Source organism: Aliiroseovarius sp. CAU 1755, from assembly GCF_054482655.1.
Genome location: NZ_JBTLRH010000002.1, coordinates 1 through 24,157 on the forward strand (window position 1 = coordinate 1; position 24,157 = coordinate 24,157).

Annotated in this window: 22 protein-coding genes; 3 read left to right on the top strand and 19 right to left on the bottom strand. The window is 60.0% G+C overall.

The features are described from left to right. The 3 genes from ACXYMP_RS07175 to gabT form a co-directional block, all read right to left on the bottom strand. Positions 1 to 2,009 (bottom strand): HAMP domain-containing protein (locus ACXYMP_RS07175; RefSeq protein ID WP_458905353.1); only part of this gene is annotated, 2,009 nt, incomplete at its 3' end. A 186-nt stretch (positions 2,010 to 2,195) separates the two neighbouring features. After that, positions 2,196 to 3,410: an acyl-CoA dehydrogenase gene (locus ACXYMP_RS07180; protein WP_298566121.1), complete on the bottom strand. Its 1,215-nt coding sequence runs from the start codon at positions 3,408 to 3,410 to the stop codon at positions 2,196 to 2,198. Between the two features lie 3 nt (positions 3,411 to 3,413). Continuing rightward, entirely contained in the window at positions 3,414 to 4,709 is a 1,296-nt protein-coding gene (gene gabT / locus ACXYMP_RS07185; protein WP_298566119.1) for a 4-aminobutyrate--2-oxoglutarate transaminase, read from the bottom strand. 137 nt (positions 4,710 to 4,846) lie between these two features. On the opposite strand from gabT, the gene ACXYMP_RS07190 reads away from it, so the two are divergent. Both ACXYMP_RS07190 and ACXYMP_RS07195 read left to right on the top strand, forming a co-directional pair. After that, positions 4,847 to 5,428 (top strand): cupin domain-containing protein, encoded by a 582-nt coding sequence (locus ACXYMP_RS07190; protein WP_458905356.1) that lies wholly within the window; start codon positions 4,847 to 4,849, stop codon positions 5,426 to 5,428. An 8-nt stretch (positions 5,429 to 5,436) separates the two neighbouring features. Continuing rightward, positions 5,437 to 6,546, top strand: a complete 1,110-nt coding sequence (locus ACXYMP_RS07195) for a CaiB/BaiF CoA transferase family protein (RefSeq protein ID WP_298566116.1) — start codon at positions 5,437 to 5,439, stop codon at positions 6,544 to 6,546. 44 nt (positions 6,547 to 6,590) lie between these two features. On the opposite strand, the gene ACXYMP_RS07200 is transcribed toward ACXYMP_RS07195, so the two are convergent. The 15 genes from ACXYMP_RS07200 to ACXYMP_RS07270 all read right to left on the bottom strand — a co-directional run bounded on the left by ACXYMP_RS07200 (position 6,591) and on the right by ACXYMP_RS07270 (position 22,424). Continuing rightward, positions 6,591 to 7,316 (bottom strand): hypothetical protein, encoded by a 726-nt coding sequence (locus ACXYMP_RS07200; RefSeq protein WP_458905358.1) that lies wholly within the window; start codon positions 7,314 to 7,316, stop codon positions 6,591 to 6,593. Then, complete coding sequence (locus ACXYMP_RS07205) at positions 7,313 to 8,539, bottom strand: invasion associated locus B family protein (protein ID WP_458905360.1); 1,227 nt, start codon at positions 8,537 to 8,539, stop codon at positions 7,313 to 7,315. Before ACXYMP_RS07205 ends, ACXYMP_RS07200 begins: the two co-directional genes overlap by 4 nt. A 240-nt stretch (positions 8,540 to 8,779) precedes the next feature. Then, positions 8,780 to 10,315: a Stealth CR1 domain-containing protein gene (locus ACXYMP_RS07210; RefSeq protein WP_458905362.1), complete on the bottom strand. Its 1,536-nt coding sequence runs from the start codon at positions 10,313 to 10,315 to the stop codon at positions 8,780 to 8,782. Positions 10,316 to 10,408: 93 nt separating this feature from the next. Beyond that, positions 10,409 to 10,855 (bottom strand): homoprotocatechuate degradation operon regulator HpaR, encoded by a 447-nt coding sequence (gene hpaR, locus ACXYMP_RS07215; RefSeq protein ID WP_298566109.1) that lies wholly within the window; start codon positions 10,853 to 10,855, stop codon positions 10,409 to 10,411. Positions 10,856 to 11,054: 199 nt separating this feature from the next. Then, complete coding sequence (locus tag ACXYMP_RS07220; protein WP_298566107.1) at positions 11,055 to 11,537, bottom strand: fasciclin domain-containing protein; 483 nt, start codon at positions 11,535 to 11,537, stop codon at positions 11,055 to 11,057. 245 nt (positions 11,538 to 11,782) lie between these two features. Continuing rightward, positions 11,783 to 12,868 carry an ABC transporter ATP-binding protein gene (locus ACXYMP_RS07225; protein ID WP_458905365.1) on the bottom strand — a complete coding sequence of 362 codons (1,086 nt, stop codon included), beginning with the start codon at positions 12,866 to 12,868 and terminating at the stop codon, positions 11,783 to 11,785. 3 nt (positions 12,869 to 12,871) lie between these two features. Beyond that, positions 12,872 to 13,675, bottom strand: a complete 804-nt coding sequence (locus ACXYMP_RS07230; RefSeq protein ID WP_458905367.1) for an ABC transporter permease — start codon at positions 13,673 to 13,675, stop codon at positions 12,872 to 12,874. Next, a complete protein-coding gene (locus ACXYMP_RS07235) occupies positions 13,672 to 14,658 on the bottom strand; it encodes an ABC transporter permease (protein WP_298566103.1) in 987 nt (328 codons plus the stop codon). Before ACXYMP_RS07235 ends, ACXYMP_RS07230 begins: the two co-directional genes overlap by 4 nt. A 73-nt stretch (positions 14,659 to 14,731) precedes the next feature. Further along, a complete protein-coding gene (locus ACXYMP_RS07240) occupies positions 14,732 to 15,841 on the bottom strand; it encodes an ABC transporter substrate-binding protein (RefSeq protein WP_298566101.1) in 1,110 nt (369 codons plus the stop codon). A 56-nt stretch (positions 15,842 to 15,897) separates the two neighbouring features. Further along, positions 15,898 to 17,007 (bottom strand): NAD/NADP octopine/nopaline dehydrogenase family protein, encoded by a 1,110-nt coding sequence (locus tag ACXYMP_RS07245; protein ID WP_458905370.1) that lies wholly within the window; start codon positions 17,005 to 17,007, stop codon positions 15,898 to 15,900. Between the two features lie 40 nt (positions 17,008 to 17,047). After that, complete coding sequence (locus ACXYMP_RS07250) at positions 17,048 to 17,638, bottom strand: peroxidase-related enzyme (RefSeq protein ID WP_298566098.1); 591 nt, start codon at positions 17,636 to 17,638, stop codon at positions 17,048 to 17,050. Continuing rightward, positions 17,635 to 18,114, bottom strand: a complete 480-nt coding sequence (locus ACXYMP_RS07255; RefSeq protein WP_458905373.1) for a hypothetical protein — start codon at positions 18,112 to 18,114, stop codon at positions 17,635 to 17,637. Before ACXYMP_RS07255 ends, ACXYMP_RS07250 begins: the two co-directional genes overlap by 4 nt. Further along, a complete protein-coding gene (locus ACXYMP_RS07260; protein WP_458905375.1) occupies positions 18,114 to 19,580 on the bottom strand; it encodes an NAD(P)-binding domain-containing protein in 1,467 nt (488 codons plus the stop codon). Before ACXYMP_RS07260 ends, ACXYMP_RS07255 begins: the two co-directional genes overlap by 1 nt. A 40-nt stretch (positions 19,581 to 19,620) precedes the next feature. Next, positions 19,621 to 20,967, bottom strand: coding sequence for an MFS transporter (locus ACXYMP_RS07265; RefSeq protein WP_458905377.1), 1,347 nt, complete (start codon positions 20,965 to 20,967; stop codon positions 19,621 to 19,623). After that, positions 20,964 to 22,424, bottom strand: coding sequence for an aminotransferase class V-fold PLP-dependent enzyme (locus tag ACXYMP_RS07270; protein WP_298566094.1), 1,461 nt, complete (start codon positions 22,422 to 22,424; stop codon positions 20,964 to 20,966). The genes ACXYMP_RS07265 and ACXYMP_RS07270 overlap by 4 nt, the downstream gene beginning before the upstream one ends. A 101-nt stretch (positions 22,425 to 22,525) precedes the next feature. Between ACXYMP_RS07270 and ACXYMP_RS07275 the strand changes: the two genes are divergently transcribed. Then, positions 22,526 to 22,990, top strand: coding sequence for an Lrp/AsnC family transcriptional regulator (locus tag ACXYMP_RS07275; RefSeq protein WP_298566093.1), 465 nt, complete (start codon positions 22,526 to 22,528; stop codon positions 22,988 to 22,990). A 129-nt stretch (positions 22,991 to 23,119) separates the two neighbouring features. Here ACXYMP_RS07275 and tdh read toward each other — a convergent pair whose 3' ends face one another. Next, positions 23,120 to 24,148 carry an L-threonine 3-dehydrogenase gene (gene tdh / locus ACXYMP_RS07280; protein ID WP_458906487.1) on the bottom strand — a complete coding sequence of 343 codons (1,029 nt, stop codon included), beginning with the start codon at positions 24,146 to 24,148 and terminating at the stop codon, positions 23,120 to 23,122. Positions 24,149 to 24,157 lie beyond the last annotated feature (9 nt).

Below are 24,157 nucleotides of genomic sequence, written 5' to 3' on the forward strand. Positions count from 1 at the left end.
GCTGCGCGACGCGCCTCCGCCTCGGCCAGCGCGCGCTGCGCTGACGTCACGTCCTTGCCAAGAAACACAATCCGCAAAAGAACGCCCTTGCTGTCCAGAACAGGCGCAAAACTGCCTTCAACATCGATCTCTTTTTTCGACCCGAGCGACAATGTGAAAACACCGACGGTCGCGATGCCCTGCCCTGCCGCAGCGACAGCTTCCTTCACCCTTTCGTCGGAGGAAAGGTCCGAGAGCGCGACGGCCTCCAAGGCGCGCGCATCGCAATCAAGCGCTTCTCGCAACAGGCCATTGGCGCCAATCACGGTCCCCGACAGATCAATGTCCAACCGGATCTGGTGTGCTTCGATCGTGTCTTGCAAAGCCCGGTTCAGGAAGTCATTGGTGATGTCTTTAATTTCTACGACATATCCGATCAGGTTTTCGTCAGCATCCCATACCCTGTTGATATCTATTGTATTTCTAACCTCTCCCACAGCGTCTTCCATCTGAATTGGGAACTGGTCTGCGCCGGCCAACGCGTCGCGCAATCTTGGCTTCAAACCATCTGCCAGAAGGTTATCGAACGACGTGCCAACGACATTGCCTGCCGAAAACTCAGGACTGACAGATTGATAGGCAGCCTCGTTCTGGGCAAACATTTGCAATGCCGCAGCGTTTGCATGCGTGACGACCCCTGCCGGATCAAGCATCAGCATGGAGGAAGATGAGTTGCTGAACGCCGCCCCGCGAAAGCTGCTTTCCTCGTGGGTGTGCTTGGCCTCTGCCAGACTTGTTCGAAAATTTGCCAGTGTTCTGGCGATTGCGCCGATTTCGTCTTGGCGGTCTGTGCCTGCAATCTGCGTTGAAAATGCACCGCCCGCGACCGCGCTCATATCTGCGCCAACCTGCACCAGCGGCCGCGCCACCCCGCGTGCGATCATGACCGCAACGACCGAAACGGCCAACAGAACGGGCAACGCCTTCATGATGAGCAGCGACAAGACCCTGTTTGCAGACTGAAACACCTCTGCCTGGTGTTTCTGGGCGACGATGGCCCAACCCGTGCCATAGGCCGTGAGCGGCGCATAGGCGGTCACGATCGGCACACCCTTTGCGGACACCTCCTTCATGACCCCGCTTGACCCGCCAAGCGCAAGTCGGCTTGCTTCAGACGTTATTTCATGGCGCCCGACCCAGTTTTCTTCAGCAAATCGCGAGGTCGACCGGGCCAGCCCGTCAGGGCCGACAAGGATCACCTCTCCGCTTTCACCCAATTCTGCGGCCTGATTGGTGATGGCGTTGATCGGTTGGGACGCAAGCTGATACGCCAGCACACCTTCTCGTTCATTGCGGCGATTGAACACCGGCATCGCGATGAACGCCGCAGGGGCCGCGTTGCTGGGTGCATAGGCCTCATAGTCCGCGAACGCGATTTCACCATCTTCAAGCGTCATCGCTGCGCGATAGGCACGACCCAACCCACTGTCCTTGTAGGGGCCAGTGTTCAGATTTGTTGCAAAATCTCGTTCCTTGGACACCGAATAGATCAGGTTCCCGTCCAGATCCAAAAGAAACACATCATAATAGCCATAGGCCGTTTGCATCGACCGAAATTCCGGGTGAATTTGCGCATGAACCGTCGAATAGGTGCTGTCATCGCCGGCCCAGGCCAATTCATGCCGCAGCCCCTCTGCATGCGGGTTTTCGTCGATATATAGCCGCTGGAGCGCTTTTTCCCGATTGCCATCCAGAACTTTCCAGGCACGGGTCAGGCTTTTCAGCGCGCGCGCCGTCGCGCTGCGTTTTGCTGACACAACAAGGTCGGCGCGGTTTCGCTCCATCGCGCGTTCCACTTGCACACGGCGGCTTTCGACAAGCGCCTGCATCATCTGTTCGGTCCCCGCCAGCAGCGAAGCCCGGCTTTCGCGATAGGACACGAAAACCGCGCCACACACGGATATTCCGACCAGTAGGATCATCACCACCGGCAACAGGTGGGCGATCCGATAGCGTGCAAGATGGTGCATTGAAGCCTCCGTTCCCAACAAGTCGGCCTGCCGTCCGCACTAAGAGCGTCACAAACCGCTTCGATCAGTCCTGCGGTTCGCCTTCAGGCCATAGAGCAGGCATAGAAGTCGGGCGGTGAACATTGGCTTAAACCAAATGCAAAAAAGGCGCCCGAAGGCGCCCTTTTTATCTAAATTTGCTCGTATTCAGAAGAAAGCTTGCAGCCCCGTTTGCGCACGGCCAAGGATCAGCGCGTGCACGTCATGGGTGCCTTCATAGGTGTTCACCGTCTCAAGGTTGACCATGTGGCGGATCACGTGGAAATCCTGACTGATGCCGTTGCCACCATGCATATCACGGGCGTGGCGCGCGATCTCCAGCGCCTTGCCGCAATTGTTGCGTTTGATGATCGACACCATTTCGGGCGCGGCCTTGGCAACGTCCATCAAGCGCCCAACCCGCAGGGCAGCTTGCAGGCCAAGGCTGATCTCGGTCTGCATGTTGGCAAGTTTCAACTGAAACAGCTGTGTTTGCGCCAAGGGCTTACCGAATTGCTTCCGATCCAACCCATATTGACGCGCGGCGTGCCAACAGGCCTCTGCCGCCCCCATTGCCCCCCATGCGATGCCATAGCGCGCGCGATTCAGACATCCGAACGGACCCTTAAGGCCTTCCACATCAGGCAGCAGAGCGTCCTCGGACACTTCGACATTTGCCATGACAATCTCTCCGGTGATCGAGGCACGCAGGGACAGCTTGCCCTCGATTTTTGGAGCGCTCAGACCTTTCATGCCCTTCTCAAGCACGAAGCCTTTGATCTTGCCGCCATGGGCGTCTGATTTGGCCCAGACCACGAAGACATCCGCGATCGGCGCGTTCGAAATCCACATTTTGGACCCGTTCAGCACATAGCCGCCATCGACTTTCTTCGCCGTCGTTTTCAACGACCCGGGATCGGAGCCCGCATCCGGTTCGGTCAGACCAAAACAGCCGATCCATTCACCCGAGGCCAGTTTGGGCAGGTATTTCTTGCGCTGATCTTCCGTGCCGTAGGCATAGATCGGATACATCACCAGCGACGATTGCACCGACATCATCGACCGATAGCCGCTGTCCACACGCTCTACCTCGCGCGCCACAAGGCCATAGGTGACATAGCCGCCACCAAGCCCGCCATATTCTTCAGGGATGGTGGTGCCCAACAGGCCCATTTCACCCATCTCGGCGAAAATAGCCGGGTCGGTTTCTTCCTTGGCGAAGGCATCGGTGACACGCGGCATCAGTTTTTCCTGCGCATAGGCGAAGGCGCTGTCGCGGATCATGCGTTCGTCTTCTTCCAACTGGTCTTCCAGCAGAAACGGGTCTTCCCAGTTGAAACTTCCAAGTCCGGGCTGGGATTGCGGGGCGAGGGTCTTGGCCATGTGTCAGGCTCCTTTCGCGGTCATGGCGGCCTCGATCGAGGCCTCCAGAATATCGAGTGCTTCGTCAAGTTGGCCCATGGGCACCGTTAAAGGCGGCAACAGGCGCACGGCGTTGCCACGGGTGCCACAGGGCAGAATGATCAGCCCCCGCGCCTCGGCCTCGGCGACGATGGCTTGGGTCAGCGCCACATCGGGCGCGTTCGTTTCGCGGTCGGTGACCAGTTCGAACGCCACCATCGCGCCCAGCCCGCGCACGTCACCGATCGCTTCCATGCCTTGACGCGATGCGATGTCAGTCAGGCGGGCCTGGATCTTGTCCCCAATTTCAACCGCGCGGTCGCAAAGCTGTTCTTCCTCGATCACGTCCAGCACGGCATGGGCTGCGGCGACCGCCAGCGGATTGCCGGCATAGGTGCCCCCGACGCCGCCCACCGGCGCTGCGTCCACGATCTCTTTCCGGCCCGTGACGGCGGACAGCGGGAAGCCCCCTGCCAGACCTTTGGCCATGGTCACAAGATCTGCAGCGACGCCAGAATGTTCAAAGCCAAACATCTTGCCGGTCCGCGCCATGCCTGCCTGCACCTCGTCAGCAATCAGGACGATGCCATGTTCATCGCAGATTTTCCGCAACGCGCGCAGGAATTCTGGCGGGGCAATGTTGAACCCGCCTTCCCCTTGCACAGGCTCAATGATCATCGCAGCGACCCGTTCGGGGTCGATCGAGCTTTTGAACATGTTGTCGAGCACCGACAGCGACACCTCGACCGAGGTGCCGTGGAAGGCATTCGGGAAGGGAACATGCACGACTTCGGGTGGCATTGCGCCGAAGGCTTTCTTGTAAGGCGTCACCTTGCCACACAGCGCCATCCCCATCAGGGTGCGCCCGTGAAAGGCGCCGGTGAACGCGATCACACCCGACCGGCCGGTATGCGCGCGTGCCATTTTCACCGCGTTCTCGACCGCTTCTGCACCGGTGGTGACCAGCATGGTTTTCTTGGCAAAGTCGCCCGGCGTGACCGCGTTCAGGCGCTCGGCCAGCTTGACGTAACCTTCGTAGGGGGCGACGTGGAAACAGGTGTGGGTGAAGGCCTCGGCCTGCTGGGCCACGGCGGCCATCACCTTAGGGTGACGGTGGCCGGTGTTGTTCACCGCGATGCCCACGGCAAAGTCGATGAACCGCTTGCCGTCCACGTCCCAAAGCTCTGCATTTTCAGCGCGCGCGGCATAGATGCCCCGTGTGGCGACCCCATTGGCAACCGCGTCATTGCGCCGGGCCTTCAGTTGTTCGGTGTTCGACATGCGATCCCCCATTTCGAAATTTGATTCCGCACCATATTGCGCAAAATCCTGCGCAATGCTATCAAAATTTTGCGCAGGATTTACAAAGGCGATCAGTCGCGCAAGATCCGGCAAGATCGCAGCGGGAAGGAAAAGTGATGCAGGACGAGTTCGATGTCGGCACACGACTGAAATCGCTCAGACAGCAATTTGGCTTGTCTCAGAGGCAGTTGGCTGAAGCAGCAAATGTGCCGCATGGTCAGATCTCGATGATCGAGCGGAACCACTCCTCGCCCTCCGTCGCCTCTCTGCGCAAGATATTGGGCGGATTGAACATGTCCATGTCCGAGTTTTTTGAGCCCGAAGCGCCCGCGACTCATCAGGTGTTCTTCACGCCGTCCGAGCTACGCGACCTGACATCGGCGCTGTATCAGGACAACGAAGCCGCACGGCGGATGATCACCATCAAGCAGGTCGGTGACGCCAAGGCGCACGGGCTTCAGGTGCTGCAAGAGCTTTACGAACCCGGCGCAGATACCGGCGAGACGATGATCGAACACGAAGCCAATGAAGGCGGCATCGTCGTTGAAGGCGAGTTGGAAATCACCGTCGGCGACGACACCCGCGTGCTGAAAGCGGGTGACGCCTATCTGTTCAACTCGCGCGAACCGCACCGCTTTCGCAACATCTCGGACCGCCCTGCCCGCATCGTGTCCGCCTGCACCCCGCCATACCTCTAGGAGCCGCCATGCACCCGCTTGAAGGACTGAAAGTCGTAGAACTCGCCCGCATTCTGGCCGGACCGTGGATCGGTCAATCGCTGGCTGATCTGGGGGCTGACGTGGTGAAGGTGGAAAGCCCCGAGGGGGACGACACCCGCAAATGGGGGCCACCGTTCATTGAGCGTGAAGGCGACAAAACCGCCGCCTATTATTACTGCGCGAACCGGGGCAAAGAGTGCGTGACCGCCGATTTCCGCACCCAGGAAGGCCAGCAGATCGTGCGCGATCTGGTCAAGGACGCAGACATCCTGATCGAGAATTTCAAGGTCGGCGGGCTGGCCAAATACGGGCTGGATTACGACAGCCTCGCCAAGCTGAACCCGCGGCTGATCTACTGCTCGGTCACGGGGTTCGGGCAGGATGGGCCGTGGGCGAACCGCGCGGGTTATGACTTTCTGCTGCAAGGGCTGTCTGGGCTGATGTCGGTGACGGGCGACCCGGCAGGCCAGCCGCAAAAGGTGGGCGTCGCGATCACCGATATCGTCACCGGGCTTTACGGCACCATCGGTATTCTGGCCGCTGTCGAACAACGCCACCGCACCGGGCGGGGGCAACAAATTGACATGAGCCTTTTGGATTGCGCCACAGCCATCATGGCCAATCAGGCGATGAACTATCTGGCGACCGGCACCAGCCCAATGCGCATGGGCAATGAACACCCCAACATTGCGCCGTATCAGGTCTGTCCGGTGCAGGATGGACACATCATCCTGGCCGTGGGCAATGACGGACAGTTCCAGCGTTTTTGCCAGGTGATCGGGCGCGATGATCTGGCAGGCGACCCGCGCTTTGCCACCAATCAAGACCGCGTGGCCAATCGAGCCGCCCTGACACCGGAAATCGACGTTGGCCTTTCCAACTGGTTGATGGCGGACCTACTGGCGGCGTTGGAGGCAGCGACCGTTCCCGCAGGGCCGATCAACACGATGGCGCAAACCTTTGCCAACCCGCAGTTGGATCATCGCGGGATGCAAATTACCCCCGACGGTGTGCCGGGCGTGCGAGGACCGTGGGTCTTTTCAGACGCCGAGCTGAAGCTGAATAAAACCGCGCCACGCCTGCCAAAGGTGACCTGAGCAGGACGCGGGCGCAACTGGCAGTCAGCGCGACAAAAGGCTGATCACTTCTTTTTTCGCCCCGGCACGACCACGATCGGCGCGTCACCTCCGCCGATGATCCCCCGCGTGAACATCACCACCTGAAGCGCTTCAACAAGCTCGTTCGCCGCCTTTGCAGGCGCGTCCACGTCAAAGCCAAACACGTTGACTGTTGTCGCAGAACGCTTCAGCGCGCCAGACAAGGTGCGCAGATCCCGGCCCACTTCCGGCGTGACCTTGATCAAGATGACATGCGTGTTGTCTGGGAAGGTCAGTCCGGGGGCGTCAATCCTTGCCCCGCCGGGGCCCGTGTCGCGCACATCACCGCCCGACAGCACCACAATCACATTTGCTGGTGCCTTCACATCCAGCCCGCGCACGGCCACGGCCATCGCACGCAGCAAGGGGTCTTCGGGGTGCGATGCATCGTTGCGGAAGCTTAATAGCTTGTCCTTGACGTCATCCGCCGACACGCGGCTCAGCCGTTCCACCTTGGGGTCCATCCCGTTTGCAAATGCGACGGCCTGAAGGTCGATCTTCGCCCAATGATCCCCAAGGTTGCGCCGCAATGTTCTGGCAAAACGCTGTGCGGCCTGCGCTGTAAAGCCACGCGCATCCGCGCTGACATCGGCGACAATGGTCACCCCAACTTCCCCGTCTGCACGCGCCTTCTGGCCCGCCAAGAGCAGCACTGCACAAGACAGAACCACCACCGCAACGCCGTGTTTTAAGTGTTTCAATCCGATCATTTCAGCCACTCCCTGATCTCCGGGCGGTCGCAGTCACGCGCCATCTTGCGAAAAGCGGCGGTGAACCCCAGCGCCGAAAACTCGAAACTATGTTTGGATTTGCCGTTCAAGCCAGTGCCGCGGATCTGAACGGTCTTGCCGGCGCGGATGGCGCGCACGATTCTGGCCGACACAAAGCCATCGCCAATATCGACCGGTCGCACCCGCCCCTCGTCCAGCTTCAGCTTGATTTTGCGCCCATCCACGATGGCCGTGATCGGATAATCCTTGTGAAACCGATTGGGAGTCACGAAATCGAAATAGAGCGCGTTTCCCCGCTCGTTGGGATCGGTGTGAATTTCCATCCGTGGCGTCGAGAAGAAACGCACACCGTTGACTTGCTTGGCTTCGGTCACGATGGCACAGGTGCCAAGCTTGGTGTCGCGAAAACTGACCCAATCATCAAAACGCTTGAAGCGCGGATAGTCGGAAAAATCCTTGCGGTAGGGCCTGAATTTTTCGGCCAGCAGCGCATTGGCGACAGGACGGGTCAAATAGCGCGAAGGCTTGAAGCCGTTTTCCGTCGCATAGCGTTCAATCAGGTCGCGCTCTGCTGGCGACAGTGCCGCACGGTCGGCGGTCGTGGCGTTGGTATAGGTGCGCAGCAAAAACCAGCGTATGTGCAGCACATCGCGCGTCTTAAGATCCAAGGCCTGTTCGCGTGCCAAGGCCTTGGGGTCTTCGCGCGACGCGTTTAAAATGCCGCGAGGCAGACCGCAATTCTTGGTCAGTGCAGCGCCAATGCCCTTTGCCGTCAGACCAAGAAACCGACCCGAATGGTAGACCCCTGAGCTGGCGCGCACGGTCACGTCAAGTGGCGCCGCGTCACTGGCCCTGTTGGACAGCATCGTCCAGAACTTCGTCTTGGGCACGGCGCGCGCACGCGTGTCTTCAAAGGACGGAAAAGGCGCGCGGGTGTTGTCACGCACAAGCTCGACCGCTTCCCATCGTCTAGCATGTTCCACCCCGACCGAGATCAAATTCGACTTGCGGGATTTGCGAAAGCTCACGACAAGCCCCGGTGCTTTTTCGCTGGTCTTTCTGTCGGGCGCAAAGATCAGGCTGCAGGTATCGTCCTGTCCACGCTTCACGACATAGTCCGGCATCGCCGCAGCCTGCCCCGCACCTATCGCGCAGAACAGAACTGAGCTGACCAGTTGCAATCCAAACCTCAAACCACGCATCCGCACCTCCCAAGCACTGGCTGAACACTGGCGGCCGGACAGGTCTGGTCGCGCGCCAACCAAGGGCTTCCCCCCGTCAATGCGACCCGACCCCGAAGGCCAGCCTTGCCAAAACACTATCGCAGCATAGACGGCTATTTACCGGAAGGACAAAGGAAATATTATCTTGACCAGCGCAGGATCACCCCACCAAACCGACGGCCTGGAAGGGTCGCAAAGAGACCACCCACGCACGTGACCCTAGGGCAAGACCTTGCGCTTCACGTTGCCCAAAACCCGGCGGATCTTGCGCGGCAAGGGTGCCTTTTCCCATTCAGAGCGCATGTCGGTGTCCACCTGGGGCGCCTCTTGGGAATAAAGTTGCTCTAGCGTGTGTTCCATGACTTTTCGGTTCGCGCCGACGAATTCCGAGGGTTTCGTGTCATTCACGCAGAAGGTTTGCGGACGGGTCCATTCGCTGTCAAGAATACTTGGAAAGATGCTTTCAAACAGCGGATTGGCCAGATCGAAATAGCGATAGCGTATCCGCCCCAGAACCGATTTTCCCAACGATGCGGAGTAGTTCATATACAGGTGTCCGGCGATCGAATGATCGTCGACCGATCGGATCCGGTTGGGCAGCGTGCTCTGCCAGGCTTCGGGCAGATCGCGTTCCATCTGCTCCATGACAAGCCGGTCGACACAAACGGGGGTGTGTTTGTATTTGCGAAACGCGAAGGTGCCAAACAATTTCTCCAGCAGGCGCTGGTTATTGCGCGCCGCAGCATCGACGGCGTTCTCGGGCGTGAACAAGGGCTTGTGCGGAACGGCGGTTCGTTGCGACGGGAACTGATAGGCGCGGCCCAGTTCGTCAAAGAAGGTCGCGACAGAAACGGGCGCTCCCAACAGCACGTCGTCGTTGAAATAGAGATAGCGTTGCGACAGCCCCGGAATACGGTGAAGATTGGCCCCGATGGCGTGCGAATTGAAACAAGGCAGGTGATCATGCGACGGGAAGATTTCCCGGTGGTCGATGATCGAAACCTCGTCCAACAGATCCCCCAGAAAGTCAGGGGTTTGGTCATCGGTCACGATGTAGATCTTTCCCAGATCGACAAAATACCGCTGCAGCGAGCGGATCGAATACAGCAGCTCTTGCCCGGACAGAAACCGCGTCGGCGCGTTCGCGTTCAGGGTGCCCTGATTGAGCGGCGTGCCGTTCTTTTTGCTTTGCCATTTCGGGTCAGCCCCGTCGACCCAAGTGTAAACGACATCCACTTTTTCGTTGTATGGCGCTCGTTCGGAAAGCACTTTCGTATTGCCAAGAACCGGAAGTGTCTGGCCCAGATATTCAACCACCTCAAGATTTTGCAGATAGTCCTCTGAGGCTTCGATCTCGGCCACACCGCTGCCGGCGCGCCACACGTTCTGCTCCGGGACTTTTCGGCAAAACTCGATCTCGATCCCACTGTCAGCGCCGAAAAGCTCTACTTGATCAATGACATACCGTTTATAGGCAATGGTTGATATTGCGTCGGTGATGGCGGGATCAATCTCGATCAACTGGCGTCCCATTTGGTGCGAGATATGAATGCACTGGGCCTTGAACCGAGCGGTAATTTCGGTCCGTTCCGCGGGCGTGCAACACAGCCAAAGCTTGGGCCGCGGCGACATCGTGATGTCTGCAAGGATCGGTCGCTGCCCCAGATCGCGGCAGGTTTTAACGATTTCATCTAGCAAAACACGCTGAACATCGCGCACGGTCGCGCGGCCGGATACTGAAACTTTGTTTGACATGATGACCTCGAAAACGATGGCGCTGAGTAGGACAGAACAAGAGCCGTGTCAACGAACCCGCGGGCTTTGTTCATGCCTGCAAGCGCCCTTCTTCTATGCGAGTGTCTCTAGCAAATCCAGCAGGGCCTCGTAGCGGTCTTTGCCAAGTTTTTGCACGTAGCCATCGGCGATGCGCGCCGCGTGTTCAAGATTGTCGTCGATGATCTGTTGACCCACTGGGGTGATGGCAAGGGTCTGGCGCCGACGGTCTGATGCGTCGGGTGTGCGCGTCACCAGCCCTTTTGCAACCATGGTCTGAATAATCCGCGTCAAGCTGGGCAATAACAGACAGGTGCGTTCGCTCAGATGTGTCGCGTCTTGCGCGCCATGCTCTGACAGAACCCTTAGAATGCGCCACTGCTGTTCGGTGATACCAGTGTCGGCCAGCATCTCGCGCACCGGGCCCATCACGTTTTCACGCGCGCGCATCAGGGCAATCGGTAGCGACCGCCGGGTGGTCGGCAATCGGACCGGGGCTGTTTTGCCTTTGGTCGGGGACATGGAAGCTCCTGCAACAGGTTGATCATCACATAAGAAGATCCACGGGTCTTGGATACAACCAAAAAAATCGCCCCGCCCCACGCGCCCATTTTTTTGAAACAGGGCGTTTGGGACAGGGCGAGGTTGCGGGCCGAGGGGGATCATGCCCGCAGGGCCTGGGGGCGGCTTTGCGCCCCCAGGCCAGAAACGTTGACCTGCCTTACTTCGGCATGATCACGGCGTCGATCACGTGGATGACGCCATTTGACGCTTCGATATCGGCTTGAACGACGTTCGCGCCGTCAATCATCACACCAGACGTCGCATCGACCATTGCCATTGCGCCGTTGACGGTCGGCACTTCCATGCTTTTGCCTGCAATGTCACCTGACATCACTTTGCCTGACACCACGTGGTAAGTCAGGATCGCGGTCAGTTGGTCTTTGTTTTCTGGCATCAGAAGCGTTTCGACCGTGCCTTCGGGCAAAGCGGCAAAGGCTTCGTCTGTCGGAGCGAAGACGGTGAAGGGACCGTCACCTTTAAGGGTCTCAACGAGACCTGCGGCCTGAACAGCAGCAACAAGTGTTGAGAAGCTACCAGCTTCGACGGCTGTATCGACGATATCTTTGGAGTGGTTGTCCGCGAAGGCTGGGGTCGCCAGCAAAGCCACGGCCGAAAGCGAGAGAAAAGTTCTGCGAAACATTGTATTTCCTTTTCTTGGACAAGTTGTGATCTGTGAAAGGAATACGGTCCGCCATTGGATGCGGATCAAAAAAAATAAACAGGGGGGCGCAGAACAGCCAAAAAATCCCGCTTTAGAAAGCCCGCCTCTCAAGCCCTGCTGGACGGTTCTGCAACAGACAAATCTAAGTCCCCTTCAGAAATGTCGCTGGTTGCGCAAAGCACAAGTGTCCCCAAGAGGACTGACAGTCGCAAGGCTTGGCCCGCTCAGTCGTTCAGCACCGCCATGTTGTCCGCGTCCCAGCCGATCCACACCGGGTCGTTGCCGACGGACTGGCCGGTTTCGGCATCCACATAGGCCTTGAGCAGCGCATCGCCCCCGTCGCCCACCGCAATCTCCATCGCCATACGCGACCCAAGGAAGGTCTTGCCCACCACACGCCCTTGCACCGCGTTGCCGGTCTGCGGACGTTCGGCGTGGAAGTCGAGTTTTTCCAGACGCACCGAAGCGGTGATCTGTTGGCCTTCGCCGGGCAGTTTATCGGGTGCTTTGCCCATCAGCGTAGCGCCGTGCCAATCCATCACCACCTTGTCGCCCTCGGTGCCGCGCATCTGGCCCGACAACAGGTTGGTTTCGCCGATGAACTCGGCCACGAAACGACTGGCGGGGCGGAAATACAGCTCTTCTGGCGTGCCGTCTTGTTCCACCCGGCCCTGGTTCATCACCACGATCCGGTCGGACATGGTCAGCGCCTCTTCCTGATCGTGGGTGACGAAGAAGAAGGTCTTGTGGGTGCGGCGCTGGATCGACTTCAGCTCCTGCTGGACCTGTCCGCGCAACTTGGCATCCAACGCGCCCAGCGGTTCGTCCAGCAGCAACAGCGCCGGATCGGGCGCCAGCGCACGGGCCAGTGCGACGCGCTGCCGCTGGCCACCAGACAATTGAACCGGATAGCGGTCGCCAAAGGCGTCCAGCTCCAGAAAGGACATGATTTCGCCCGAGCGGCGTTTGATTTCCGCCTTGCTCATGCCCTTCAGCTCCAACCCGAACGAGATGTTCTGTGCCACGGTCATATGTGGAAACAGCGCGTAATCCTGAAACACCATGTTCACATGGCGCTTCTCAGGCGGTTGATTGGTCACGTCTTCACCGTCAAGGATCACGCGGCCGGTGGTCGGACGTTCGAACCCGCCAAGAATGCGCAGCGTCGTCGACTTGCCGCAGCCCGACGGGCCAAGGAAGGTCACGAACTCGCCCAGTGCGATGTCCAGCGTCAGGTTGTCCAGCGCGACGGTCGGGCCGAAATGTTTCGACAGCCCTTCGATGCGGACGAGTGGTGTCTGGTCGGTCATGGCTCAACTTTCCTTGTTCATGCGGCGGGTGAAACGCTCGGCCCAGATGCCGATGGCGGCAGTCAGGATCAGCGCAACGGTTGCGATGGCGTTGATCTCCGGGCTCATGCCAGACCGAAGTTTTGCAAAGATCAGCACCGGCAAGGTCGGCTCGTATCCACCCAGGAAGAACGAGCGGACGAAGTCGTCAAACGAGAGCAGCAGGCAGAAGATCGACGCGCCCAGAATGGCGGGCACCAGATAGGGCAAGGTGATGCGGATGAAGGTGACCAGCGGGTCGGCGCCTAGGTCACGCGCCGCCTCGATCTGGCTTTTGGGCAGGGTCGACAGCCGCGCCATTACCACCAGCACCACAAAGGGCACGTTGTGGACGGCGTGCGCCCAGACAATTGCGCCCATGCCCGGCTCGATCCCCAGATAGCGGGCATAGATGCGAAACGCGATCGCCGAGATGATCCCCGGCACCAGCGCAGGTAACACCGTCATGCCGAACATGACCGAACGTCCAATGAACTTGCGCCCCTCCAGCAACACCGCGATCCACGTGCCAACCATCACTGAAATCAGCGTCGACAGAACCGCGATGGCGATCGAATACCCGAAGGTCGACAGAACCTCAGCATTGGCGAACACACCTGTGTACCAGTCCAAAGTCCAAGACCGGATCGGGAAACCGATGAACTTTGAATCCTTGAAGCCCATGATGATCATCAGGATCAGCGGCACGAAGACATAAAGGACAAAGGCCCAATAGATGCAGCTCAGGAAAATGCGGTTGCCGCGGAAGAGTTCTGGGCGATCGTTCATTTCTGCTCTCCTTTGCGCAGCGCGTTCATTGCTTTCTGGAACGTCGCCGTGATGATAAGGGCGGCCATGAACATGATGGTGGCAAAGGCGGCCCCCGTGGGCCATTCATCGCCCGCCACATGGAAGAAACCCGCGATGGTTTCGGCAAACACCGTGGTCGACGGCCCGCCCAGCAGAACCGGCGTCGCGTAAAACCCGGTCGAGATCAGGAAAACCAGCGTGCAACCCGACGAGATGCCTTCGATGGTCAAGGGCAGCGACACCCGGCGAAACCGCGTCCACGCGCCTGCCCCAAGATCGGCCGCGGCTTCGTTCATACTTTGCGGCAGTTTTTCCAGCGCGGAATACAGCGGCAGCAGCATGTAAAGCGCGGTCAGATAGACGATGCCGACCCCCATCGAAAAGCTTGTATACATAAAGGGAATGGGCCGGTCGATCAGACCCAGCCATTTCAGGACAAGGTTCACTGCCCCCGTGTTGCCCAGCAGGATCATGATCGCATAGGTGCGCACGATCTCGCCCACCCAGAACGGGATCAGCAGAAGCAGCAGGAACAGCATCTGGTTCTTGCGGCTGACATGGCGGGCCAGAAAATAGGCGACCGGATAGGTGATGATCAGGGTGCAGAAGGTAAACACCCCGGCAAAGGCCAGCGTGCGGAAAAACGGCATCCAGAAGATACTATCCCCAAAGAAACGCGCATAGCTGTCCAGTGTGAAATGCTGTTCCACACCGGGTGCGACCGGATAGGCATCGGTCAGCGACACCCGAACCATCTGCAACATCGGCCCAAGGTGCTGGGTCAGCACCCAGAGAACCGGAAAGGCGGCAAGGATCAGGAACTGGCGGCGCGGCGAGGCCGTCGCCAGCCGCATCAGCGTGTGATACGGCCCCCATTCAACCAAGCGGCCCCAAAATGTGCGGCCCGAAGTGTCGTGCGTCTCAGCGCGCTTGCCCCGCTGCGAGGATGCGTCATAGGTCATTCGATGGTCTTTCGGAAGGTCAGGGCCCCTGCCCCGCACCGGGCGGGACAGGAACGGGTTTCCTGAAGCGGTATCAGGCGGCCTTGATCGCCTCGACCGCCGGGTCAACAAGCCCGTATTTCAACTCGTTCGCTTCGGCGCGGAAAAACTGCAGGTTGGCCAGCTGCTCTTCCGGGAACGAGGTCGACTTCTTCTCGAGGTCGCTGAGGTATTGTGATGCGTCCTTGTAGGTCGAGATGAAGCCCGACGCCTTGGTCATTGCCGCGCCAATCTCGGGCGAAGCAAGGATGGCATCAAGGAAGGTATAGGCGTTGTCCGCATTCGGCGCGTTGTTCGCGATGTTGTAGGTATAGACAAAGCCATACGACCCTTCGCGCGGGATGGTCATGGCCAACGGGAAGCCATCATTGATCAAGGCTGCTGCCGGACCGTTCCACGAATGGCCCAACGCGATGTCCTGATTGACCATCATCTGCTGGAATTCTGCCCCGCCATCATAATACTTGCGCACCAGAGGCTTCTTCTCGATCAGGAACTGCTTGGCCTCTTCGACGATCTGCGCGGCCTTCTCGGGGTCATCCATATATTCGACCATATTGCCGTCATACCCCTTCATCAGCATCACAATCGACATCATGTCCTGAATGATATAGGCGGTCTGACCGCTGTATTTCTCGCTAAACAGCGTGTCCCAGGTCAGCGCCTCTTCTTCGCTTACCAGTTCGGTGTTGTAGGACAGAACTTCCATCCCCGACAGGATCGGCGCGCCCCATTTGTTGCCATTGATCGTCGACCAATCGCTTTCCGAGAAAGTCGGGTTGATTTTGCCCCAGTTTGTCAGCCGGTCTGTGTCGAGCGGCGCCAGAAGGTCATTGTCGATGAACTGCAGGAACCGGTGGCCGGCGACGGTCATGATATCGACGGTCGGGTTCGGCTGTTCGGCGGCCAGCAGGTTGAACTGCTTGCCCTGGTCATCGACCAGACGGACATTGACCTTGATGCCGGTCTCGGCCTCGAACTGTTCCTTGAACGCTTCGGGCACGAAGTCGTTGTAGGTCCAGATGTTCACCTCACCGCCCGATTGGGCTGCAGCACGACGCAGATAGAACGGTGACGCCAGCGCTGCACCAGTGGTGGCGGCAGTGCCAAGAAAACGGCGGCGGCTGTAAAGCAGTTTTGACATATCAGGTCTCCTTGTTGGTTTAGTGGTCTTCTTCTTGGTTATTGTCTTGTCGTCGTTCAGGCGCTGGCAGGTTGGCGCAGCACACCCGTTTTTGCTGCCCTTCTCAGATCATCAAGGTCATAGCGGCCAAGGTCCAGCGCTTTCAGGATTTCATTTTCTGCTTCGAAGTCCCGGCCATACATGGCGGAAAAAATCTGAATGCCTGCCTCGTGCAGCTTCGCCGGGTGACCGGTCAGACGCCCAAGTGCTGCGGTCAGCACAAGCCCGTAAGGCACATCCTCGGTCACATAACGGCTGTCGGCGGTGGCCGGACCAACGCCCCCATTGCCCTGCGCGTGCATCTGTTGGTTCATCTCGGAAATCGAGGCGACGGGCACGTGAAACGACAGGTGGAAATGCTCAAAGATCGTTTTGACCTCCAGCCCCAGGGCCTGTGCGATCTCTAACCGTTCGCGGTCCAGTTCTTCCAGCAAACGACCCACTTTGGGGGTGACGTTCTGGCCCTGCGACCATGTTTCGCCCTGCTCCATCCGGGTGATGTTGCCCAAGGCAATCCCCATATGGTTCTGCGGATTGAGGTTGGACAACGAAATGGCCAAAAGCCCGTCGCGCGGCTGGAACCGATCGCCGAACAGCGCTTGACACAGGCTCAAGGCCTCCTCGGACCGGTCTTCCGGCACGGTGCACAGATCCACACGGCTGCGCACGGTGTTCACCCGCACCTCGGTGCCCGATTGCCGCCGTCCGGTGCAGATCGTGGTCCCCCAAGCGGTGATCGGGACCGTCACGCCACGCGCCGCCAGCAGTTGCATCAGATAGACCGCCCCAAGCGAGGCATGGGACGAGATGATCACCTGATGGCGCGGCTTGATATGCGGAGCCAGCGCGTCCAGCACGGCCTTATGGCCATAGCCGGGCAGTGCGATGATCAAAACGTCATTGTCGCGCGCCAGCATCGCGGCACTGTCAGCGATGCGAGGTGTCAGCGTAGTCTCGACCGCACCAATGGCGGTCAGGGGTGCACCGTCGGCAAGCTCCGACGTGCCCTCGCCCGACGGCGACCACAACATCGGATCGTGACCTGCCTTATGCAACAGCGCCGCCGTTCCAAACGCGATCGAGCCTGCGCCCGCCAATCCTACCGTTTTGCCCACCTGTTCTCCCATCGTTTTGCCTTGTAGCTCTCTTTCAAATTCGGGCGCCACCTTACGCCGCGTCTGTCGACACCCGCACCGGATCGCCCAGCACATGCATCAAGCGGTTGGCCCAGCCAAACAACGACGCCGACAGGATCAGGTCCAGCACCTCGGCCGCGTCCAGCCCGGCGGCTTTCAGCGCGTCCATATGCGCCAGTCCGGCCCGTGACGGCGCTTCAGACAGCGCCACGGCGAAGTCGAAGATCGCCCGGTCGCGTTCGGTCAGATCCGCCTTCGCACCGTCGCGGAACAGCTTGTCCGTCACCTCGGTCGATGTCTCTAGCTGCGCGTGGCGCGCGGCATGAACGGCGGCGCAATAGATGCAATGGTTGACCATCGAGGCCCCTAGTGCGCCCAGCTCCCGCTCGGCCCGGCTCATCCCGCCCGTGTCATACATAATGGCATTAAACAGCGGCGACCGCACCTTCAGGCTTTCCACGTCATGCGCAAGGGTCAGCACGTATTCCGACACCTTGGTGTTCGACGGCGTGACCTGCAGCGCATCCAGTTGCGCCTCGGTGGCGGCTTTCAGGTCCACCGGGGTCACGCGCGGCTGCCAATGCGGGACGTTGCGGGTGAATTTCGTGATCACCTTGGTCATGCAAACGCCCCCTTCATCAAACGCAGCCCGGCAATCACCCGGATCTGATAGGCCAGAAACGCGTTCAATTCCGCCAGCCGCACGATATCGGCATCCGCCACCCCGGCCGCTTGCAGGCCCGAAACATCAGCCGCCGCAACATTGCGCGTGTCAGCTGCGACCTTGTCCATGAATGCCACAACCTCGGCCAAACCCAGCGCTGCCCCGTCATTTTCCGGGTCAGCCAGATCGGCAAACGCACCTGCCCCGTCGGCATATTGCGCGGCAAGGTCCGCTTCATCGTTCAACGTCGCGATCCGCGCTGCCAACGCTGCCCGCAGGTCATGCGACCACGGGCCTTCATCTTTCGGGCGCAATACGGCGTCTTCGGCGGCCTGCGTCATCTCGAAGATCGCTGCACGCCCTTCGACGGCCGCCGCTAAACCACCTTCGGTCGTTATCCCTGCCTGACGCAGCGCAGTCGTGACCAAAGCCATCAGGCCACCTCCCCCTTCTCACTTTCCGTGATCAGGTCGGTGGGCACCCATTCGCTGCCATCCAGTTCCGGCTTGTCGTAGTCCAGCATGGCTTGCCAGTGCTTGGTGAGGTCCTCGGTGTAAAGCTTCGCCGCAATCTCGCGGGTCATCCAGTTTGCGCCCTCTGATATCCCCGGAATATCGCCCGAGACCTTGCCCAAACTCGCCGACGCACCGTAGTTGAAGCAGTAAACATTGGACAGCCACTGCGCGGTGCCCGGCACTTTTTCGCGGAACGTGAAATCGTGGTTCAAGTAGGGGAAGCGCCCCAGATCGCGCGACGGTTCATCCGCCGGCGGCGTGTAAACATCCTGCCACAGCAGGATATTGGTCGCCGCGTCGCCGAACTCGGTCCGCGACAGCGGGTCGATGGTGAAGCCGGTGCCAAGGATCACGAAATCCGCCTCATACGCCGTGCCATCGGCGAACCCCACTTCGACCGCGCCGTTCTTTTCGACCGTCGTTTGCACCGCTTTACCGAAGTGAAAATACGCGTTCGGATGACGACTGACCCGGTTGGTCGAGCCATGCGGCGGCGGCGTTTGCGTGGAGAAGGAATACTGCATGAAGCGCCAACGCCATTCATCCGGCAGGCTGGCATAACCCGCGGTGAACCCGAACGACCCGATCCCCATCATCTTGTTGATGGTCGGCATTTCTTTGCGGCGGATCAGGTGGCGCACTTCAGCCGCGCCATGCTCCAACGCCTCAGCGGCATTGTCCACGGCGGACGCGCCCACGCCCACCACCGCCACGCGCTTGCCTTTCAGATTGGCAAAGTCGATCTCGTCGGCACTATGCGCCCAGAACCTGCGGTCCAGACCCTGCACAAAGCCGGGAATGTTCGGCTGCCCGGTGCCATCGCGCCCGGTGGCAAAGACCAATTTACGGCACAGGATCGACTTCTCCTTCGCGCCGGACAGGTGCAGCCGCAACAAATCCCCCTCAGGCTCAACCAGATCGACGGCCACGTTGTTCTCGGTCGGGATGTCCAAAACCTGCCGATACCATTGCAGGTACTCCATCCACATCGGGCGCGGGATCTTGTCCAGCGCGTCCCATTCCTTTGTGCCGAACTGCGCGCGATACCACGCCTGAAAGCTCAACGCACCATGCCCAAAGGCCGGACCCGTCAGCTCTTTGGGCGAGCGCAACGTCTCCATCCGTGCATAGGTCAGCCACGGGCCTTCCAGCCCCTCGGGGCTGCGATCCAGCACCCGCATGTTGTGAATGCCACCGGTTTTCAGCGCCAGCCACGCCACCATGCCGCACATGCCACCACCGATGATCACCACATCATTGACCCCGTCACGCGCAGGCACCCAGGCCTTGCCGGGCCAGCAGAGGAACGTCAGATCCTCACGCAGCCGCGCCTCCAGTGCAGGCAAGCCTTGGCCATCTATCGGCGTTGCGGTGTCATGTGTCATGTCGTCTTTCCTTTAGGTATCAGATCCGGTCCCGAAGCGGTCAGGCAGACTGGCTGTCAGACCATTCCGGGTGGAGAACATCGATATGGAAGGGATGGGCATGCCGGTGCCGGGCCCCGTGCGCCGGAGTGTCGCGCAAATGTGGGTGATCGCTGGGCAAGTCGGGATGAACGTGTGAGCGGGTCAGCGGATCGGCGGCGGGCCAGACCCGTATTGCCAATAGGGCCACACCTGCGGTGAGCGCCGACAAAACCAGCAGCGATGGCGTCAACCCGGCAAGGGCCGCAAGTTGTCCAGCCAGCGGATACGCCACCAGCCATCCGACATGAGACAACGAGAATTGCGCCGCAAAGACCGACGCGCGGTCCACCGCACGGGCCGACCGTGCGATCACCAAGCCGCCCGGCGTCAGCACCAGTGACGCCGCCAAACCAAACGCCAGCCAAAGCGCCAAGTGGCCTACATAGCCCAACGGCAAAGCAATCCCGAACCCAAGCGCTGCATGCGTCATCGTGCCCACCGCCATCACGCGACGTTCATCCAGTCTTTCAATCAGGCGCGGCACCAGCACGGCACCGATCGCAGCCCCCAGCCCGTAGAGGGTCATCAGGATTGGGAAATGCCGCTCTGCATCGCCCAGCGTTGTGCCCGCCAGCACTACCGAGTTGACCAAAACCCAGGCCATGCTCAGCGACAGTGCAAAATTGAACAAGAACAGTCCCCGCAGCCGCGGCGTCTTGCGATAGATATGCAGTCCGTTCAGTGCACGGGTCAGGAACGGCCCCTTGCGCTGCGCGCCCGTGTCCGCTGGGAAACGCGTGATCAGCAGCCCCAGGATGGACCCCACGAAGGCCAGCGCAGCGACCCAGAACAGGAACTCTGCCTCGATCAGTTGCAGCACGATGGCGGCGATCACCGGTGACAGCACCGATTCCAGCGTGTAGGCGATGCGCGACCAGACCAATGCCCGGCTATAGGCGTGCTCGTCCGGCAGCACGTCCGGGATCACCGACTGAAACAGCGGCGTAAACCCGGACGAGACCGCGAAAAACACCAGCGCCAGTGCTGCGATCTGCCACGTCTCGGTGGCGAAGGCCATGGGCAGCAGCAGCAGCATCCGCGCCACGTTCAGCCCCACCATGACCCGCTTGCGCGGGGCGCCTGCCAACAAGGCTTCGGCCAGTGGCGCAATGCCCACATAGGCAACCATCTTCACCGCCAACAGAAAGCCAAGGATCTGCCCCGCCGCCGCAGCGCCACCGATACGGTAAGCCGCCAGCGACATTGCCACCGTCATCAGCCCGATCGCCAACAACGAACACACCTGCGCGGCGAAAAGCCGCCGGAAGGTCGGATTGGCAAGGGGGCTGATACGGGCTGCGGTCATGAGGCGAGCGTATCCTTGGGCAAGGCTTGGGCTTTGAACCGGGCGGTACTGGTATCGACGCAATACTGATCGGCCCAATCTTGGGCGATCCGCGACAGATCGTCCACAGCCTTGATGATAAAATCTGCCTTCTCGTCGGTCATCAAGGCAGATAGGTTCAGCCGCACCCAGCCGGGCTTCGCCGTCTCCTCGCCCTGTTCCAAAGCCGCGATGGTCGCATCGGAATCGGCCTTGCCCAGACCCAGCAAACGGTGGCCATACGGCCCGGCACAGGCACAGCCGCCACGTGCCTGCACGCCGGTCAGATCGCTGAGCAGTCGGGTGAAGAACTGGTGATGCACCTGCCCCCCTTCCCCGTCCTGCACGCGGAAGGAAAAGATCGGCAAAGCGTCGGCGTCGGGCAGGCCCAAAACCTCAAGCCGGTCGTTGCCAGCCCAGATTTTCAGGGCCCGCGCCCTAAGTGCCGCTTGCCGCTTGTCGAGCCAATCCTGCCCCAGCGCCTCTTTCACCAGCATCGCCAGTGCCGCGCGAATATCGCCGGTCACGTTGGGCGTGCCGCCTTCTTCGCGCGCCGCGAGGTTTTCAGAATAGACATGCCCCCACGGCGACACGAAACTGACCGTGCCACCTCCGGGCAGTGTCGGCGTGGCACGGCAGGCGATCGCGTCGCGGATCACCGCAACACCGCTGGACCCCGGACCGCCGGGAAACTTGTGCACGGAAAAGACGATGGCATCCTTCTGGGCATCACTGCCCGGCTTCATATCCATCGCGCAATAGGGTCCGGCACAGCCGTAGTCCCAGATCGCCAGCGCGCCATGGGCGCGCAGCATCCGGGTCACCGCGTCCACATCGGTCAGGATACCAGTGACATTGGACGCCGCCGAGAACGTGCCGACGATCCGCGCAGCCCCCTGCGCCGCCTGCAATGCACGCGCGAGGTCATCCAGATCGACGCCACCGCCCGGGGCTTCGGTCACCTCGATCACCTCGGCCCCGGTTTCGCGCCATGGCAGGATGTTGGAATGATGCTCATACGGGCCGGTCAAGACCACCACGCGCTGCCCGTCCCTGACCATTTTGGCCAGGTCCAGCAAGCCCACGATCCGGTTGATCCCGGCGGTCGAACCTGCGCCGGTGAACACCACGCTCATCCCCGGCCCCGCACCGGTCAGACGCGCAATCTCGGCCCGCGCAGCCTCGCGCAGCTTGGTCATATATTCGCCGCAAAACGACGCCTGCGTGTGGGTATTGGCGTAATAGGGCAGCACACGATCACGAATGAAATCCTCGACCTGCGCCAGCGCCCGGCCAGAGGCGACGTAGTCGGCATAGATCAGCGGTTTCGGCCCAAACGGCCCGTCGATCTGCACATTTTCACCGATCAGCCCCTTGCGGATCTGATCATGAACCTCAGCGCCCTTCAGCGCAGCCTTGAAATCGTCGAGAGCGGTCATGTTATCCCCTGAATTGATCCAACCATGATGACGCAAAATTTTGAAAAAACTTCACAGCTTTTCACCATTGCAAATCAAATTTTGGGTCATATGATCGCTTTATGGCGCATATATTAGATCAGTTTGATTATCACATCCTAGAGGAACTCCAACGCGACGCGGCACAGTCCCAAAGGGTTCTTGCCGACAAGATCGGCTTGTCGCAAAACGCCTGTTGGCGCAGGCTCAAGGCGCTGGAAGCCATGGGGGCAATCCGCAACCGCACCGTGGTGATCGACCGCGAAAGTCTAGGCGGCAGCTTCGTGGTATTCTCGTTGATCAAGACAAGGCACCATTCTGCCGACTGGCTGCGACAGTTCCGCAACCACGTCTCGGCGATCCCCGAGGTGATCGACTTCTTCCGCATCGGCGGCGAATACGACTATCTGTTGAAGATCGTTGTCAGCAACATGGCAGGCTATGATGATGTCTATAAGCGCCTGATCGGGAATATCGAGCTTGAGACCGTCACCTCCTATTTCGCGATGGAGGCGATCGAGGAACAGCGGCCCATTCCGCTCAGGTAAGGCACAACCGATCTTCTCGCATTGGCGAACAACGGAAGGGCGGACCCTGACCGCGGGTGGGGGTGAAGCCCCCGCCCATGGGGGCGGTCGGGGGCTGCCCGGCATGGCCGGACGGGGACCATCACGGACCTAGCGCCAGTTCAGCACCACCTTGCCCGACAGACCGGATTTCATCGCGGCGAACCCTTCCTTGAACTCGTCCACATGCATCCGGTGGGTGATCACGCGGCTCACATCCAGCCCGTTTTGCAACATCGCGATCATCTTGTACCAGGTCTCGAACATCTCGCGGCCATAGACGCCCTTGATGGTGATTGCCTTGAACACGATGCGCGACCAATCGACGGGGGACTTGCCGGGCGGAATGCCCAGAAGCGCGATCTTGCCGCCCATGATCAGGCTTTCCACCATTTGGTCCAGCGCCTGCTGACTGCCTGACATTTCAAGCCCGACATCAAAGCCCTGCTTCATCTTCAGTTCGCTGATCACATCGCGCAAATCTTCTTTCGTCACATCCACCGTGCGGATGTTTCGACAAACATGTTCGGCCAGCTTCAGGCGATCCGGGTTGATATCGGTGATCACAACATGCCGCGCGCCCGCGTGACGGGCGACCGCCGCGGCCATGATGCCAATCGGCCCGGCACCGGTGATCAACACATCCTCGCCCAGCAGATCGAAACTCAGCGCCGTGTGCACCGCGTTGCCAAGCGGGTCGAGGATCGCGCCAATCTCGTCCGGGATATCATCGGGCAGCGGCACCACGTTGAACGCAGGCAGGCGCAGATACTCCGCAAACGCCCCTTGCACATTCACCCCGATGCCGCGCGTGCCGGGGTCCAGATGGAACTTGCCCGACCGGCTTTGGCGGCTTTCCGTGCCGACCACATGGCCTTCGCCCGAGCACCGTTGCCCGATCTCAAGCCCGGTGACATTGCGGCCAAGTTCGACGATCTCGCCGGCAAACTCGTGGCCCGTGATCATCGGCACCGGCACTGTGGCAGCGGCCCAGTCATCCCAGTTCCAGATGTGAATGTCGGTGCCGCAAATCCCGGTGGCGTTGATGCGGATCAGCACCTCGTCGGGGCCGATCTCGGGGACCGGCGCCTGCACCATCCACAGCCCTTCCTCGGGCTTGGATTTTTCCAGGGCTTTCATGGTGTTGGG